Below are 17,989 nucleotides of genomic sequence, written 5' to 3' on the forward strand. Positions count from 1 at the left end.
TTATTCAACAATCCTCGGTATTATCATATTCTCCTCCATCTCCTCATCTGACAGGAAAGGAGTCAAATCCTCAAGAGGAGGGCTTACCATTCTACCGTCTGCAAGCTGCTTTCCTGATGACTTAGGCTCAAAGTTTTGCTCCTTTGTCACAAACGCCTCGCATATAACAGGACCGGCGGCCTCAAAAGTCTTTGATACCGCATCTTCAAGTTCGCTGTTGGTCTTTGCACAAAAATATGTAATTCCGTACGCACCTGCAAGCTTACACATATCCGGGAATGAAAGGTCACCGCTGTCAGGTCCGATACCTACAAGAGGTTCATCTTCAAAGTACTTTGACTGTGTCTGTCTTATACTGTGGTATCCGTCATTGTTTATAAGGAATATCTTTATGTCCATCTTGTGGTGAACTATGGTCTGAAGCTCCTGAAGATTCATCTGTATACTTCCGTCACCTGTGATAAGTATCAGCTCCTTTTCGTATGCCTTACCGTCAAGGTTTGCCATATACGCACCTATTGCGGCAGGTAAATCATATCCCATAGATGCAACTGCGGAGTTTGATATAAATCTCTGACCTTTTTTGATGATATAGGAATGTCCTCCGACCACACAGGCGGAACCGTTACCTACAACCGTGATTTGATTTTCTTTCGCACTGTCACCGATATCTTTTATAAATGCGTATACATTGGCTTTTTTGTTGTCGTCATTTTCAAGGAATTCAGGTCTGCATACAGGATATTTTTTCAGCCAATACTTAACAGTCTCATTCCAGCTCATATCAAAAAGGCCTTTTCCTCCTTCGAATACAGGAGTCTTTTCTGTCTTTAAAAGATTGATAAGCTGTCTCATGAATACCTTACAATCCGCATGGACAGGAATGTCTATATGTACTGTGGGCTTTTTCAACTCTTCCTTGTCTATATCATTTACTATTGTAAAGGCTTCTCTTGCCCATCCCTTACAGTTAAATCCCACCTGTCTTAAACTGAGTCTTGAACCTACCGACAGTACAAGGTCAGAGTTTTGCACTGTGAAGTTTCCGGGTCTGTCTCCGAAATTTCCCGGTCTGCCTGCATACAGCGGATGGTCTACCCACAGGCAGTCCTCAGAGTTCCAACCTACCACCACAGGAATATTTAAAAGTTCTATAAGTTCCAAAAACTCCTTATGTGCATTTCCTATTCTGATACCGTTACCTGCGTTAAATACAGGTCTTTTTGTACTTTTAATCTTTTCGATTATTTCTTTTAATACTTTATCCGGCACAGCTTCAGGTATATTTGCCAAATCAAGCTTTGTTCTTTCATCTATATCAGTCTTGTACGGCGAGTCTGCAGCCCAGCCGTCTTTACCCGCCTCATAATTTTCTTTATCAAAACCTATAAGTTCATCCTCTTCAATATATGCGCCTTGAACATCCAATGGAATATCCAGCCATACAGGTCCCGGTCTGCCGTTCATAGCAAGGTACATACATTTTTCTATAAGGTATCTGATTCTCATAGGTTCTATAACCATTTCACTGTACTTAGTCATACATTCTATAGATTTGCAGATATCAAACTCCTGATCTCCCATAGCTCTGATACCTACATTCGAATATCTGGCAGTCCAGTCATATCTGACCTGTCCTGAGAGTATGAACATCGGTATGGAATCAAGCCATCCTCCAAGTACTCCGGTGATTGCATTTGTTCCTCCGGGTCCTGTAGTCACACAGACCACCGCGATTTGATTGTTGATTCTGGCATAGGCTTCCGCCGCCATTGCACACGCCTGCTCGTGGTGATTATAAGTCATTGTAAGCCCGGCTTGGTGACCGAGTCCGTTATTCAAATGCATTGCACCTCCGCCGGTCACGCTGAAACCATGGCTTATACCAAGTTCTACAAGTCTTTTAGCAATATAATTGCTCAATTTGATTTTCATAGTATTCTCCCTGAATTCTAAGTACTTAAATTTTATATCAAGTCAAAATCACGACCAAAATATTTATAAAATACCGTTACAATTATACCATAAAATTTATAAGTATTATAGCTTTTAACAAAGTCTTTTGATTTTATTATGATTGATTCAGTCAGCACAGTTTTAATTTACATATTGTGTCGTGAATAATCGGAATAAATATTATCAAAAATTTTCTTTTGATATTTTCTTTTTATAATTATATATAAAATCAATTCTGTAAGCAGATATATAAAACTGCAAATTACAGCCAGACCTGTATAGGAGGTTAATGTCAATTGATTTATAATACCTATAATTATCCATGATATAACAAGCGCCGTCATAAAGGGAAGAACAAAAAGCCATCTCAATGTACTTGCAAGTATATCCTTTAACTCGGCTTTGCCAAGTCCTATTTTTATCATAATACTGTATTTTTTACTTTCTTCATCCACAAAGGAGTAAAGTCTTGAGTAGATAATACTTGCTATTCCTATTAAAAATGATATACATAGTATACTTCCCACATAGGAAACCAGCCTTCTTGTAAGGTTTTCAATATCATAATAAAGACTGTAAGACATCAGGCTTTCTTTCCCGTCTTCAAATCCTATAAGATTTTTTATAGCCTCCAAATCTTTAATACTTCCATTTTTTAAATCACTCTGTGTAAAAGCATATATTCTGTCTTTTACCAAAACCTGTGATAATGACTCATAGTTTTTATCCGAAACAACGGTAACACTTGTAAAATAGCCGGATATCGAAATTATTTTTTTATCGAATCCTGCCTCCTTAGTGATGCCATAGCCCGAAATCAAATCCTTTATTGTATCGGATAAAACAGGATTTTTTTTGCCATCCACGCCTATAAGGAAATATTCATTATCTGAGAGATTTATCTTTTCTCTGTTTAAGAAATCAGCCACTTCATTATACATAGTATTGGATAAAATAATATGTCTTACCGTTCTTGCCTTGTTTTTAAGCTTGGCATAGGATATTGTAAGTTCTTTAAAGCCGGCTATGGATTTAAGCTCCTCTGATATTAGCTCAGCCTTTTTTGCACCCTTTTCCTCATCTTCCCAGTTTGCATACATATATGAATAGGGCATTATCTTTTGAGTATCTTTTGATATACTAAGCGGTGCACCCACTATATATACAAAGGAGGTCAGTATTATAGAAAATAATATCATAGAGGCTGCCATGGTCTTTATATTTGTATTTATTTTATACTTAAAATTACTTAACTTTATCAAATTATTTTTTATATAAATACGCCCGCTTTTTTCCATAAAAAAATTATAGATATTAAAAATCAGATTATAAATAAAGTATGAAAAACTTATACCGGCAAGTATTTCAAATATATAGATAAAGCCGGAAAAATTCTTTTGTATATGTAAATAAATTGTAATGGGCAATATAATAATAACAGCTATAAGTGAAAGCAGAAAATGATTTTTTTCAGCCAGTTCTTCTTTTTTTAAGAGGTCTATTATTTTTTTCTTTCTTAAAATCACAGGAGCAATCAATGATATAAGTAAAAACAATCCGCCCATTAAAAAAACAGTGAGTATCAGCGGAGTAAGAGGAAAATAAAAGTATAAATTTAATCCGTCTATCAGTGATTGTGCAATCATTAAAAATATTTTTGAAAAAACCAATCCCATTATTATTCCGATAAGCAGTGCAAATATTGAAATTATTATATTTTCAAAAAAAATCAGTGTATTAAACTGCCCGTTACTTGCACCTATAATATTCAGTATTGCAAATTGTTTACTTCTGTTTTTTAAAAAATTGCCCACGGAATATAAAATCAGTACAAAGGAAAAGAGCATGGATATTATACTTGCCATAAATAATATAATGCCTATAGTGCTTCCGGAATCTACTATTTTTAATGCCGGATGCATGGCAAGGTTTGAAAATAAAAAGAAGATAAAAACAGAGAATACACAGCTTAAAAAATGATATAAATAAGTTTTAAAATCTCTTTTTATATTATTATATGCAAAATTAAATAATGTCAATTTCATCACCTCCAAGCAAACTCATAGTGTTCAGTATTTCTCTTTTATAGTTTTTATCATCATTTCTGTTAATGATCTCCTGATAAATATTGCCGTCTTTTATGATATAGGTTTTATCTGAATATGATGCGATATTGGGATCATGGGTAACCATAATAATGGTTACATTCATGGATTCATTAAGTTTTTTAAAAAGCTTCATCACATCCTTTGCCGACTTTGAGTCCAAATTACCGGTCGGTTCGTCTGCAAGCAGTATGGAAGGTTCATTTATTACAGCCCTTGCTATAGCCACTCTTTGAGCCTGTCCACCTGATATTTCATAGGTTCTTTTATGAAGTAAATGGGAAATACCGAGAAGTTCACTGATTTCTTCAAGTTTTGTTTTCATTGTTTTAATATCAGCCTTATCAAGTGTAAGAGGAAGTATTATATTTTCTCCGACTGTTAAGGTATTTATTAAATTAAACTGCTGAAATACAAATCCCAATTCTTTTCTCCTGAATGTTGAAAGCTGTTTGGAATTCATTTCATAGGGATTTTTACCAGCAATTAAAACCGAACCTGAAGTGGGCTTATCAATAGTGGATATAGTATTTAAAAAAGTACTTTTTCCGCTTCCGCTGGGGCCCATTATAGCAACAAACTCACCCTTGGAAACTTCCATATTTATATTCTCCAGGGCTTTGAATGCTATCTTTCCCTTATATATTTTTTCAAGATTTGAAACTTTTAATATCATATTTTACTCCAAAAATTTTAGTAGTAGTTTTAATAACCCTCTCCAAGGTCTTTTTAAATTAAATATTTTAATCTATGCCATGATTTTAGCAGATGCAATATAAAATAAAAATCCGGTAACATTACAAAAGCTTACATTTTTGTAACATTACCGGTATATGGATTTTATTAAAAAATAATGGTCATTGTTGTGCCGTCATTTATATTCGAGTTCACCTCTATTTTATGTCCCAGATATTCACTGATCTTTTTGACTATATAAAGTCCTATTCCGCTGGAATCGGCATTATTTCTTCCGTTTTTTCCTATATAGAACAGTTCAAAAATGTTTTTTAAATCAGCAGGCTCTATTCCTATACCATGGTCAATGATTGAGAGGTAAACTTTATCTTCAATTTTCCCTGCGCTCACATTTACTGTTTGACCGATATTACTGTATTTTACCGCATTGGTGAGGAGCTGGTGAATAACTAATTTCAACCATTTGGAGTCTGAATACACATAGATATCATCATTTATATCAAGCCTCGGATATATCTGAGATGTTATAAAATAATCCTTTAAGCTATTGATACATTCCTTGCAAATACTCTTAAGAGCTACTTTTTCGGATACAAAATCATTTTTAAATTGATCCAAACGGTAGATATCAAGGATTTGATTCAGATTGTATTCCAAAGTATTTATATTTCTGACTATCTTTTTATAATCATCCTCATCACTGTGATTTTCACAAATAAGCTTCAACACCGACAGAGGTGTTTTCATTTGATGGACAAATCTGTATATCATAATCTTTTGTATTCTTTTATCCTGCTTTTGTGCTATTTCCTTATCGCTGCTATTTTTTATTATTTCCTCAATCATCAGATTATAATTTTTTTCAAGTTCACTTCTTGGCTCTTCAATCAGATAATCATTTAAAATAGGGCTTTTTAGTAAGAACTTTTCATATATCCTCCCTGTTTTATAAAGTCTGATTAAAATAAACAAGCTCAGCATAAAAAATACTAAGAATCCGAAATAAAAAATCTCATCAAACCATATTCCCTTAATAAAAAATAAGATACCAAAGAAAAATAATTGTGTCAGGAATACAATCAAATAAAGTAAAATATTATCTGAAAAAAATAATTTTAAACTATCTTTATTTTTCATATTCCACCTTATAGCCCATACCCCTTACGGTTATTACCTGTAGTTCGGATTCCAAATCCTTAAGCTTCTTTCTTACCCTGCTGACAGTTACATTCAAGGTGTTTTCTTCTACAAACATATCACTGTCCCAGATTTCAGAAAGTATTTTTTCACGACTTACCACATTTGGATAGCTTTCAAATAAGATACCTATTAATATTGCCTCATTTTTTGCAAGATCAATCTGATTATCTCTGCATTTTAGTGTAAAGCGTAGCTTATTAAAGGAGCAGTCGCCAAGCTCAAGCGCCGATTCTCCTGCGGAGTATTCGCATAGGCTCTTCTGAGTTGAGAATTGATTTTTGCAAGTAAAAGTTCATAGGAGAACGGTTTTGTGACATAGTCATCACCTCCGCTCATAATTGCCCTGACCTGATCATAATCCTCGGTTCTTGCAGACATAAATATGATGGGAACCTTGGTCACTTTTCTGATTTCGCTACACCAGTAAAAACCGTCATAGTATGGGATATTGATATCAAGCAGGATTAAATTAGGGCTGTGCTTTTCAATAAACTTATCAATATTTTTAAAATCTTCACAAATAAAAACTTCAAAATCATATCTTATAAGATGTTCCCTTACAATATTTGCAAGATCGGAATCATCTTCAATCATACATATTTTAAATGTCATATTTTTATCCTTTAAATTTAGTCTTTAAAATATTTTATAGTATAACATTTATCTACCTGTCAAGTTAATAGATATCTGTTGGTTTTTTAAGGCCTTAAACATTAATACAAAACTGTTCACAAATAAAAATCCCCCTTAAATCTCTTTCTTTTTTCTTACAGTTTCTTACCATTATATATATTCCCTTTTCAAGGAAAAAAAAATTGTTATAATGTAGTTACAGACTATAAGTTTAGTTTGAATTTTTTGATGGAAAATGAGGTCAGTTATGTTTATTAAAAAGTTTATGTCTATGCTATTACTTACTGCCACTATTTCCATGACTGTTGCTATACCCGGCCATGCTGCCATGAAGATTACAGATGCGAACTCCTACAAATGGAGTAAGACAGGCAGTGAGTGGAAAGTTGTTGACGGTTCAGGCAATCCTGCTTCAGGCTTTATAAGCTACAATGATCAGACTTACTATGTTGACAAAAACGGCATCATGAAGACCGGTTGGATCAAGTCATCGGGTTCTTGGTATTACCTCAATAACGACGGAACATTGGCTCAAGACCAGTGGATTGACAATTATTATGTCGATAGCACCGGTAAAATGACCAAAATACAGTAGGATAACTATAAAGTGGGGCATTGATTATTCAATGCCCCTAGTGGTTTTTATAGACTTATAATCCGTTTGCAACCTCTTCAATTCTCTGACAAACTATAGGAAGATTTCCGTTTCTTGTCCTCAACTCGTCGATCATCTTCTTTTCGTTCTTTACATCTTTTTCAACAATCTCATATACAAGTTCAAATAAGCTCCCCATACCTGTTGTTTTTACTCTTACAAACTCCGTTTTTGACAAATACTTTTTGAAAATATCCGTAAACACATCATCATAATCTAAGCTCTCCGGTATAGAAATCTTTAACTCTCTTCTTATTCCGAAGCTCTCATTTATTATACACATTATGACAAGTATAATTCCTACAACTATTATAAGTGCAATGGCTATCGTTATATATCCCATACCTATTGCAAGCTCTGCCGCCATGCTTAAAAATACCGACATTATCTCCTTGGAGCTTCCCGGCATAGATCTGAATCTTACCAATGAGAATGCTCCTGCGACCGCAACGCCTGCTCCAAGATTACCGTTTACAATCATTATAACAGTTTGAACTATCATCGGCAGTACTACCAAAGTCATTAAAAATGATATACTTGACTTTGCTTTAAAGCTGTGGAATCCCGCCACCAGAATGCCTGACGCTATTGCAGCCGCCGCACATATTAAAAATTCCTCAGTACTCACACTTGAACTTATATTACTTGTAATTGATTCAAAAATATTAGATAACATATCTTAACCTCACTGTTTCTACACCTCTTGGCATATATCTGCTTATAATACTCTCCGTATTTTGAGTAAGAAGTAGGAAAAATCCCTATATCTGAAAGAGCTTTACTCATCCACATCGGCATTGCTCCGTTTACCTTAATTTCCATAAGTTTTAACTTCTCATCCAGAAGCCTTCTGTCAAAACCTCTGTTCTTCAAGGCTCTTATCGGATATATTATTGTAGAGATAATCTTTTGCCTTGCAAAGTTTTGCCTCTATTCTCCTCTTATAGACTACTCCTTTAAATTTTTTCTTTATCTCTATAAAGCTGTTAGAATTATCTTTCGGCACCCCGTATGCTCGCAGTCTCAATTTTTCTTTATATATGGGCTTATCCAAAGATGCTCTTATCAGTTGATAATCATCAGTATCAAAATATATATTTGATATGGTATGCTTACCGTACTTATCCTGCTCCATATATTCATTTAATATAAACATAAGCTTTGTATACCGGTCCCTGTTCAGTAAGTATTTTTTTTCAATTCTTTCAAAAATAAAACCTGCCATAATTATTCCCTCATATACAATGTTTAATAAGTTACTATGTATATATTAAGATTAAATTATGGCAGATATATTTTTTAAATAAGTTTTATCTATGTTTATTCTGTGTTAAATTTGTGTACTTATAACTTTGTAATATCAATTATATCTATTTCTCCCTCTTCGTTCTCAAGTGAACTTACCAGTGCTTTTGCCGTATCTGTTGAGGTAAGCACATTCACACCGGTTTCTATTGCATTTCTTCTTATTATAAACCCGTCTTTGCTTCCGGCTATTCCTCTCATAGGAACATCAATTACAATATCTATCTCATGACTTAATATCAGGTCAAGAATATTCGGTCCCTCTTCTTCAAGTTTTCTTATTACAATCGCATTTACTCCGTTATCATTTAATACTTTTGCAGTTCCCTTTGTAGAGTATATAGTATACCCCAAAGCGCAAAATCTCTTTGCAATATCTATGACCTTTTCTTTTTCACTGTCTCTGACTGTAATTATCATCTTTTTATGTTTCGGAAGTTTTATGCCTGCACCCACAAATGCCTTATATAATGCCTCATTGAAGTTTTTACCTATTCCCAGACACTCACCTGTTGACTTCATCTCAGGTCCGAGCGAAATATCCGCTCCCTTTATCTTTTCAAATGAGAACACCGGCATCTTAACAGCCACCAAATCCGGTTCTTTTAAAATCCCCGTTCCATATCCCATATCTTTTATACTCTTCCCACAGATTGCTCTTGTCGCAAGTGATATTATAGGAACACCTGTCACCTTACTGATATACGGAACCGTCCTTGACGACCTCGGGTTTACTTCTATTACATATACATCCTCTCCGTCCGCTATGAACTGTATGTTTATCATTCCCTTTATATGTAGAACCTTTGCAAGCCTCTTTGTATATTCTACAACCTTAGACTTTACGGTATTACTTAAAGACTGGGCAGGGTATACACTTATAGAATCTCCCGAATGTACACCGGCTCTTTCTATATGCTCCATAATACCCGGAATAAGTATATCTTTACCGTCACATACCGCATCCACCTCTATTTCCTTTCCAAGTATATACTTATCTACCAGTATAGGGTGTTCTTGTGCAATTCTGTTTATTATCTCCATAAAACCGTCTATATCATTATCATTTGTCGCAATCTGCATTCCCTGACCTCCCAGTACATAGGAAGGTCTTACAAGTACCGGATATAAAAGCCTGTTTGCCGCTTCCTTTGCCTCCTTTGCCTTATATACGGTCTCGCCCCTAGGTCTTGGAATCTCACATTCTTCAAGGATTTCATCAAAAAGTTCTCTGTCCTCCGCCGCGTCCACATCTTTTGCGTCTGTACCGAGTATAGGAACCCCCATCTTCATAAGGCTCTGTGTCAACTTGATGGCTGTCTGTCCGCCAAACTGTACTACGGCTCCGTCAGGTTTTTCTATATCTACAATACTTTCCACATCTTCAGGGGTAAGCGGTTCAAAATAAAGCTTATCCGCTATATCAAAATCCGTATTGACAGTTTCGGGATTGTTATTGATTATAACGGTTTCATATCCAAGTCTTTTAAGTTCCCAAGTTGAATGTACACTGCAAAAGTCAAATTCAATGCCTTGTCCGATTCTTATCGGTCCCGAACCGAGTACCAAAACCTTTTTTCTGTCCGACCTTTTTGCTTCATTACTTCCGCCATAGCATGAATAAAAGTACGGTGTCTGTGCTTTGAATTCTCCGGCGCAGGTATCTACCATCTTATATACCGCCCTTATATCGAGTCTGTGTCTTAATGTCTTTATCTCTTCTTCACTTTTATTTGACAGCTTTGCGATAAGACTGTCGGGGAATTCAAGTCTCTTTGCTTCTTTTAAGAGCTCTTCGTCCAATATCTCACTTGATAGCCTGTTTTCCGTCTTTACAATATTTGCAATCTTAGAGATAAACCAAATATCAATCTTTGTTATCTTATGTATCTCTTCAAATGAAATGCCCTTTCTGATTGCCTCGGCAATTACCCATATTCTTCTGTCATCAATTCTTTGAAGTTCACTCTTTAAGCTCTCATTATCAAGTTTACTGTAATCATAGTCAAGCAGACTGTTTACATGCTGTTCAAGCGAGCGTATCGCCTTCATAAGTCCGCCTTCAAAGTTATTGCAAATACTCATCACCTCGCCTGTAGCCTTCATCTGAGTACCGAGTTCTCTCTTTGCGCTGAAAAATTTATCAAACGGAAGTCTCGGCATCTTTACTACCACATAGTCAAGCATAGGTTCAAATGCCGCATAAGTTTTCTTAGTCACGGCATTCTTTATCTCATCCAATGTATATCCAAGTGCAATCTTTGCAGCCACCTTGGCAATCGGGTAACCTGTGGCCTTACTTGCAAGTGCCGACGACCTTGATACCCTAGGATTTACCTCAATTACACAGTATTCAAAGCTGTCGGGATTTAGTGCATACTGTACATTGCAACCTCCTGTGATATTAAGCTCCGTTATAATATTGAGTGCGGAGCTTCTAAGCATCTGATATTCCTTATCCCCCAATGTCTGACTTGGTGCAACCACTATGGAATCACCTGTATGTACACCCACAGGGTCAATGTTTTCCATATTGCAGACTGTAATCACATTGCCGATTCCGTCACGCATCACTTCATACTCTATTTCCTTCCAACCTGCAATACATCTCTCCACCAAGACCTGACCTACTCTTGAAAGCCTAAGTCCGTTCTCAAGAGTCTCAATAAGCTCTTCTTCATTGTATACAATACCGCCTCCTGAACCTCCAAGGGTATATGCGGGACGAAGTACTACCGGATAGCCTAGAGTTTTTGCATACTCTTCACCGTCTTTTACATTCTCGACCACTTTGGATGCCGCAATAGGCTCACCTATTTTTTCCATGGTCTGCTTGAATGTATCTCTATCCTCGGCTTTCTTTATAGTAAGCGGCGTAGTTCCTATCAATCTTACATTTTCTTTTTCCAAAAATCCCTCTTCAAAAAGCTCCATAGCCAAATTAAGCCCAGCCTGACCGCCAAGTGTCGGCAACAAAGAATCAGGTCTTTCTTTTTTTATTACCTTTTTGACAAATTCGGCTGTCAAAGGCTCTATATACACTTCATCCGCAATATCTTTATCAGTCATTATTGTAGCCGGATTTGAATTGATAAGTACGACCTCTACTCCTTCTTCTCTAAGAGCAAGGCAACCCTGTGTACCCGCATAATCAAACTCCGCCGCCTGCCCTATAACTATCGGTCCCGAACCTATTACCAATACTTTTTTTATATCATTATTCCTAGGCATTTAGTCCTCCATCATCTTTATAAACTTATCAAACAAATATGAGCTGTCATGAGGTCCGGGGCAGGCCTCAGGGTGATACTGCACCGTAAAGATCTTTTTGTTTATATATCTTATCCCCTCATTTGTACCGTCATTTACATTTATAAAGGCAGGCACACATACATTCTTATCCAATGTACTTTCATCTACAGCATATCCGTGATTTTGTGATGAAATATATGTTCTGCCGGTTTCAAGGTCCTTTACCGGATGGTTACCTCCTCTGTGACCGTACCTTAACTTATAAGTGTCTGCACCTGTAGCCAATGCCATAAGCTGATGCCCTAGGCATATCGCAAATATCGGGATGTCTGTATCGTAAAGCTTTTTTATTTCCTTTATTATATCCACATTCTCCTTAGGATCTCCGGGTCCGTTGCTTAACATAATGCCGTCAGGCTTAAGCTTTAAAATTTCTTTTGCCTTTGTATCACATGGCACCACTATCACCTCACAGCCTCTTTTTTGTAGCTGCCTTGTAATATTTCTCTTAGCTCCAAAATCAATCAGCACCACTCTTTTACCTTCTCCCGGAAAACTGTAAATCTCTTTTGTACTTGTTCTTTTTACTACGCCTTTTACACTGTACTCCTTTATCCTTTGTAATATTTTTTCTACAACAAAAGAACTGTCAACAGTTATAAAACCGTTCACAGTACCGTGTTCTCTCAATCTTTTTGTCAAATCGCGGGTATCAATACCGCAAATACAGGGGATATTATTTTTTATCAAGAAATTTTGTATACTGTCTTCATTTCGAAAATTAGATGCGACTTCAGATAATTCACGCACAATCAAACCGTCTATCCACGGCCTGTCAGACTCCATATCCTCATAGCAAATTCCGTAATTTCCTATCAGAGGATATGTCATCACGACCGCCTGTCCCGCATAAGACGGGTCGGTCATCACTTCAAGATAACCTGTCATTGAAGTGTTAAAAACAATTTCACTTACCGCTTCCCTACAAGCTCCTACGTTTTCACCCTCATAAACGCTACCGTCTTCTAAAATCAGATATGCTTTCATCTTAATCCCTTTCTATAAATATTTGGGGTCAAGTCGTTGCCCCCAAGTTACAATAAGTTATTTATTCAAATAACCTCTGATTCTTTCCTGTAACATAGGAACAATTTCTTCCTCAAACCAAGGATTTTTCTTTAACCATATCAAATTTCTCGGTGAAGGATGTACAAGAGGCAAAAGCTTCGGCAAATACTCCTTATAAGCCTTGACCGTTTCAGTCAGATTCTTCTTCTCTTTATCACCCAGATAATACTTCTGTGCATACTGACCTATCAGAATAATAAGCTCAATATTAGGCAACTCTTTTAGCAATCTCGGATGCCACTTGGGAGCAAAATCTTTTCTTGGTGGAAGGTCACCGCTCTTACCCTTTCCCGGATAATAAAAATCCATAGGAATGACGGCAAAAATATCCGAGTTGTAGAATGTATCCGCATCAACACCAAGCCACTCTCTAAGTCTGTCACCGCTCTTATCAAACCAGTACTTCCTTGCCTCCTGCGCCTTAATACCCGGTGCCTGACCCACAATCATCACTTTGGCATTTTGCGGAGCCGAAAACAGCGGCTTAATCCCTGCATCTGTAAACTCCTTATTCTCCTTGTCCGCCATGATTTCATCAAAAATCTTTTGAACATTTTCCGAAAACATACAACTCACACTTCTTTCCTGTGAACAAAAGCCCACAAACTTTTCTATTTATGATAAACCAAAGCAAAAAAGTTTTCAAACTGAAAAACTTTTTTGTATACTCAAAAAATTATAGCATCATGATTTTTTTCTTGACATTTACCTACCTACAGAGTATACTTCTACAGGTATGCGGGTGTGGTGAAATTGGCAGACACGCAAGATTTAGGTTCTTGTGGGAGACCGTGCAGGTTCGATTCCTGTCACCCGCATTTAGCTGTCACAATTGGTGACAGCTTTTTTATTTCTTATAATTTTCTTTATATATATCAAAGTATTTGACGAAACTCCCCATTATTAATTATAATTAAATAAAAATATGATGAGGTTTGAGCCTCAAACGGGAGTTTCTTATGGCATTTTTTAGAGATTACAGAGCCACCGGAACATTAACTTATAAGCAGAGATTTTTATTTATCTCTACGGTCCCCATTTATTTTATGATATTTGCACTGATATTTTCACCTATCAAGGAAATATTGCCCGGACTTTGGCAAATAATCATACAGCCCGACCTTCTTATCACCGACTATATAGTGGTCGGCGGTATCGGTGCAGCCTTTTTCAATGCGGGGATACTTACACTTATCCTGCTTTTTTTGCTGTATAACTTTAAGGTGGAGTTTGACAGACATATAGTGGTAAGCTCATATCTTATATTCGGATTTTCACTTTTCGGAAAGAATGTAGTTAATATATGGCTTATACTTATCGGCTTCTTTGTCTACGCCAGATTGCACGGATATTCACTGAAGAAATATATCTACTACGGTCTGTACGGTACCAGCCTCTCCCCTGCCATTACACTTGTAATGCAAATAGGGCATAAAAGTACAGTTTGGCAGCTGCTCTTTGCAACAGCTACCGGACTTATCATAGGATATGTACTTCTTCCAATATCACTTCATGTAAAATCCGCGCACAAGGGCTATTCGCTTTACAATGTAGGGTTTTCATCAGGTATTATAGCTACCGTACTTGTATCCATATTCAAATCATTCGGTGTAGATATAGAGACCAGACTTATTTGGGACAGTTCACATACCATATTATTTGCCGTTGCACTGTTTGTACTGTTCGGCTATATGGTTGTGGTTGCTCTTATACTTGACGGTAAAGAGCTTTTTCCGGCATATATAAGGCTGCTTCGTGAAACCGGAGTACACGGTACATACAAGCATAATTATTCGGATGCCGTATATATCTTTAATATGTCAATAAACGGTATAATAGCTACATCATTTGTACTGGCTGCAAAAGGTGACTTAAACGGACCGACCATAGGATCGATATTTACAATAGTAGGCTTTTCTCCTGCCGGCAAGCATATGCGAAATATACTTCCGGTAATGGTCGGAGTATGTATCTCCGCCTTTATGAAGCAATGGCATCTGAATGATCCTGCACCTATACTTACGCTTTTATTATCCACCACTTTAGCGCCTATTGCAGGTGAGTTCGGCGTACTGGCAGGACTTATAGCCGGGTTCTTACATTCATCCGTGGCACTTAATGTAGGTATTGTATACAAAGGTCTGAACCTTTACAATAACGGATTTGCAGGCGGTATAGTCGCTATATTTATGGTTCCTGTGATAGAGGCAATCGTAGAAAAAAGAAATAAAATAAAGAATACGAGGATATTTATGGAAAATATTACAGATAATATGATAAAGAATGAAACTCCTTGGAATGACTGTATTCAAAACGGAGATACTGTAAAGAGAGTAAGTGATTCAAGATGTGAGCAGACCTATCAGGTCAGCGCCAGATACTTAAACGCTTCAGGCAGACTTTTCGGCGGCGACCTGCTTTCGTGGATTGATCTTATAGGAGGTATCGCAGCCAAGAGACATTGTAATATGCCTGTCTCCACCGTGACAATTGACAATATACATTTTTCAAAGCCTATGTATATCGGTGATATTGCGGTTTTGGTTGCAAATCTGACTCATGTAGGCAACTCAACTATGGAAGTAAAAGTAAACAGCTATGTGGAAGATTTGGCCACAGGACAAAGATTCCTTGTAAATACCGCATACCTGGTATATGTTGCACTACAGGATGACAAGCCTCACAGAGTTCCGAGACTTATACCTGAGACAGACAGTGAGAAGCGTGAATGGTTTGCCGGTGAGACTCGCAACGAAATACGTAAATCTCGTAGGAAAGAGGGAATATAAAATTGCAAAATTATATTAGAAGCATCGGCTTCTCAATGTACAAGAAAAAAAATGAAGTAAAAGAATTGCTTGATAAAATTCAAAGAGAAAATATCGCCTCGGCAAGGATCAGTGTGACTACGGAAAAGGAAAGACTTTGGGAGATACGTAAAAATCTCTCGGAGTCTGTGGGGCTATGTATATACGGATATCTTGAAAATCTCGGTGTATTTATAAGAGAGGGCTATTTCCCCTATATAAAAAACACTTCTATAAGTTCTACCTCAAAATGCAGTGTTGAAAAGCATATAGACGACTCCGTATTCTCAGGTATGCTTGATGACAACAGACTTGGAATGTCTTTGATATTCAGGCTTTCAAACCCACTTGACTATATTGATAACACCGGCAGTAAGATATCTTCCGTCAACCTGTTCGGCTTTTGCTCGGACGGCAGGATCCTATTACCTATAAAAAAGACCTTGGTGGAAATTGAAAGTTCAAAGCAGAGGTCACAGGATCGAACTTTACTTATAGAAGCCGCCAAGCGCGGTGATGAAAATGCTATAGATACTCTAACTACTGATGAAGCATTACTGTATTCCACTCTCAGTGACAGGATACAGACCGAGGATGTATACAGTATCGTCGATACACTGTTTATGCCTTACGGTATGGAAAATGATATATACAGTATTGTAGGAAATATCTTGGATATTAAAGAAGAAGAAAATGAACTGACCAATGAAAAACTTCTGATACTTAAGATAGAATGCAGTGATATAGAACTTAGTGTAGCCATAAAGAAAGAGGATTTGCAAGGTGAACCTATGGTCGGCAGAAGGTTCAAAGGAAACATTTGGCTGCACGGTAAAATAAATCAGTAATAAAAACAGGACCCCCAACTTTGGGAGTCCGTTTTTTTATACGAAGGTATTATAGATTACCTAGCATCAAAAGACACATCACTGTATAACCGATATAATACCCTTTATTTTTTAATCAAAGATTACTCGATGATAGATGCAACTCTACCTGAACCTACTGTTCTACCACCCTCACGGATAGCGAATCTAAGACCCTGCTCACAAGCAACAGGATGGATAAGCTCGATTGTCATCTCTACGTTATCACCAGGCATGCACATCTCTGTTCCTGCAGGAAGGTTGCAAACACCTGTGATATCTGTTGTTCTGAAGTAGAACTGTGGACGATAGTTGTTGAAGAAAGGTGTATGACGTCCACCCTCGTCCTTTGTAAGAACGTAAACCTGAGCTGTAAACTTCTTATGACATGTTACTGAACCCGGCTTAGCAAGAACCTGTCCTCTTTCGATCTCTGTTCTCTGAACACCTCTAAGAAGAGCACCGATGTTATCGCCTGCCTGAGCCTGATCAAGAAGCTTTCTGAACATCTCGATACCTGTAACAACAGTTGACTTCTTATCCTCATGGATACCGAGAATCTCTACTGTATCGTTAAGGTTAAGTGTACCTCTCTCTACTCTACCTGTAGCAACTGTACCACGACCTGTGATTGTAAATACATCCTCGATAGGCATAAGGAAAGGCTTATCTGTATCTCTCTCAGGATCAGGAATGTAGCTGTCAACAGCATCCATAAGATCCATGATCTTGTCACCCCAAGGTCCCATCGGATCCTCAAGAGCCTTAAGAGCTGAACCCTGAATAATAGGTGTATCATCGCCAGGGAACTCATACTCGTTAAGAAGGTCTCTGATCTCCATCTCTACAAGCTCAAGAAGCTCCTCATCGTCAACCATATCACACTTGTTCATGAATACAACGATATATGGAACACCTACCTGTCTTGAAAGAAGGATATGCTCTCTTGTCTGAGCCATAACACCGTCAGTAGCAGCAACAACAAGGATAGCACCATCCATCTGTGCAGCACCTGTGATCATGTTCTTTACATAGTCGGCGTGTCCCGGACAGTCAACATGTGCGTAATGTCTCTTAGCTGTCTCATACTCAATATGAGCTGTTGAGATTGTGATACCTCTTTCCTTCTCCTCAGGAGCCTTATCGATCTTATCGAAGTCTACGATCTTGTTTGTCTCTGAAGGGAATCTTGTTGCAAGAACCTTAGAGATAGCTGCTGTAAGAGTTGTCTTACCGTGATCTACGTGTCCGATTGTACCAATGTTAGCATGAGGCTTTGTTCTATCAAATTTTGCTTTTGCCATTGTTAATTCCTCCTTGAATTAAACCCTAAATTAATAGTAAATTTTGTTATATTATATAGTATTAGCCGAGATTTATCAAGTT

General features: G+C 37.1%; 16 protein-coding genes, 1 tRNA gene and 1 pseudogene. 5 read left to right on the plus strand and 13 right to left on the minus strand.

The features are described 5' to 3' along the window. The 6 genes from ACO6FI_RS02120 to ACO6FI_RS02145 all read right to left on the minus strand — a co-directional run bounded on the left by ACO6FI_RS02120 (position 1) and on the right by ACO6FI_RS02145 (position 6,569). Positions 1–1,935 carry a thiamine pyrophosphate-binding protein gene (locus ACO6FI_RS02120; protein WP_485455899.1) on the minus strand — a complete coding sequence of 645 codons (1,935 nt, stop codon included), beginning with the start codon at positions 1,933–1,935 and terminating at the stop codon, positions 1–3. A 167-nt stretch (positions 1,936–2,102) separates the two neighbouring features. Beyond that, positions 2,103–4,001 (minus strand): FtsX-like permease family protein, encoded by a 1,899-nt coding sequence (locus ACO6FI_RS02125; RefSeq protein ID WP_485455900.1) that lies wholly within the window; start codon positions 3,999–4,001, stop codon positions 2,103–2,105. Then, on the minus strand, positions 3,982–4,737 hold the full coding sequence (locus tag ACO6FI_RS02130; RefSeq protein ID WP_485455901.1) for an ABC transporter ATP-binding protein: 756 nt from the start codon (positions 4,735–4,737) through the stop codon (positions 3,982–3,984). Before ACO6FI_RS02130 ends, ACO6FI_RS02125 begins: the two co-directional genes overlap by 20 nt. Before the next feature lie 167 nt (positions 4,738–4,904). Continuing rightward, positions 4,905–5,894: a sensor histidine kinase gene (locus ACO6FI_RS02135; RefSeq protein ID WP_485455902.1), complete on the minus strand. Its 990-nt coding sequence runs from the start codon at positions 5,892–5,894 to the stop codon at positions 4,905–4,907. Continuing rightward, positions 5,884–6,117, minus strand: a complete 234-nt coding sequence (locus ACO6FI_RS02140) for a winged helix-turn-helix domain-containing protein (RefSeq protein WP_485455983.1) — start codon at positions 6,115–6,117, stop codon at positions 5,884–5,886. Before ACO6FI_RS02140 ends, ACO6FI_RS02135 begins: the two co-directional genes overlap by 11 nt. A 17-nt stretch (positions 6,118–6,134) precedes the next feature. Next, on the minus strand, positions 6,135–6,569 hold the full coding sequence (locus ACO6FI_RS02145; RefSeq protein ID WP_485455903.1) for a response regulator: 435 nt from the start codon (positions 6,567–6,569) through the stop codon (positions 6,135–6,137). Between the two features lie 268 nt (positions 6,570–6,837). On the opposite strand from ACO6FI_RS02145, the gene ACO6FI_RS02150 reads away from it, so the two are divergent. Further along, positions 6,838–7,185, plus strand: coding sequence for a choline-binding protein A (locus tag ACO6FI_RS02150; protein ID WP_485455904.1), 348 nt, complete (start codon positions 6,838–6,840; stop codon positions 7,183–7,185). A gap of 55 nt (positions 7,186–7,240) precedes the next feature. Here the strand turns inward: ACO6FI_RS02150 and ACO6FI_RS02155 are convergent, their stop codons facing one another. The 6 genes from ACO6FI_RS02155 to ACO6FI_RS02180 form a co-directional block, all read right to left on the minus strand. Next, positions 7,241–7,921 carry a DUF4956 domain-containing protein gene (locus ACO6FI_RS02155; protein WP_485455905.1) on the minus strand — a complete coding sequence of 227 codons (681 nt, stop codon included), beginning with the start codon at positions 7,919–7,921 and terminating at the stop codon, positions 7,241–7,243. Continuing rightward, positions 7,882–8,118: a VTC domain-containing protein gene (locus ACO6FI_RS02160; RefSeq protein ID WP_485455906.1), complete on the minus strand. Its 237-nt coding sequence runs from the start codon at positions 8,116–8,118 to the stop codon at positions 7,882–7,884. Before ACO6FI_RS02160 ends, ACO6FI_RS02155 begins: the two co-directional genes overlap by 40 nt. Further along, positions 8,099–8,470: a VTC domain-containing protein gene (locus ACO6FI_RS02165; protein WP_485455907.1), complete on the minus strand. Its 372-nt coding sequence runs from the start codon at positions 8,468–8,470 to the stop codon at positions 8,099–8,101. Before ACO6FI_RS02165 ends, ACO6FI_RS02160 begins: the two co-directional genes overlap by 20 nt. 119 nt (positions 8,471–8,589) lie before the next feature. Beyond that, positions 8,590–11,781: a carbamoyl-phosphate synthase large subunit gene (gene carB / locus ACO6FI_RS02170; protein WP_485455908.1), complete on the minus strand. Its 3,192-nt coding sequence runs from the start codon at positions 11,779–11,781 to the stop codon at positions 8,590–8,592. Beyond that, positions 11,782–12,849: a carbamoyl phosphate synthase small subunit gene (locus ACO6FI_RS02175; protein WP_485455909.1), complete on the minus strand. Its 1,068-nt coding sequence runs from the start codon at positions 12,847–12,849 to the stop codon at positions 11,782–11,784. A gap of 57 nt (positions 12,850–12,906) precedes the next feature. Continuing rightward, complete coding sequence (locus ACO6FI_RS02180) at positions 12,907–13,497, minus strand: uracil-DNA glycosylase family protein (RefSeq protein WP_485455984.1); 591 nt, start codon at positions 13,495–13,497, stop codon at positions 12,907–12,909. Positions 13,498–13,668: 171 nt separating this feature from the next. On the opposite strand from ACO6FI_RS02180, the gene ACO6FI_RS02185 reads away from it, so the two are divergent. The 4 genes and pseudogenes from ACO6FI_RS02185 to ACO6FI_RS02200 all read left to right on the plus strand — a co-directional run bounded on the left by ACO6FI_RS02185 (position 13,669) and on the right by ACO6FI_RS02200 (position 16,585). Next, a tRNA-Leu gene (locus ACO6FI_RS02185) sits at positions 13,669–13,748 on the plus strand. Between the two features lie 141 nt (positions 13,749–13,889). Next, positions 13,890–15,167: pseudogene (locus ACO6FI_RS02190) on the plus strand (DUF1576 domain-containing protein); the annotation flags it as partial. A gap of 36 nt (positions 15,168–15,203) precedes the next feature. Further along, complete coding sequence (locus ACO6FI_RS02195; protein WP_485455985.1) at positions 15,204–15,719, plus strand: acyl-CoA thioesterase; 516 nt, start codon at positions 15,204–15,206, stop codon at positions 15,717–15,719. A gap of 2 nt (positions 15,720–15,721) precedes the next feature. Further along, positions 15,722–16,585: a DUF3881 family protein gene (locus tag ACO6FI_RS02200; RefSeq protein WP_485455910.1), complete on the plus strand. Its 864-nt coding sequence runs from the start codon at positions 15,722–15,724 to the stop codon at positions 16,583–16,585. Positions 16,586–16,707: 122 nt separating this feature from the next. On the opposite strand, the gene tuf is transcribed toward ACO6FI_RS02200, so the two are convergent. Next, positions 16,708–17,907: an elongation factor Tu gene (gene tuf, locus ACO6FI_RS02205; RefSeq protein WP_008750055.1), complete on the minus strand. Its 1,200-nt coding sequence runs from the start codon at positions 17,905–17,907 to the stop codon at positions 16,708–16,710. Between the last annotated feature and the right edge of the window lie 82 nt (positions 17,908–17,989).

This window comes from Lachnoanaerobaculum sp., assembly GCF_057250505.1.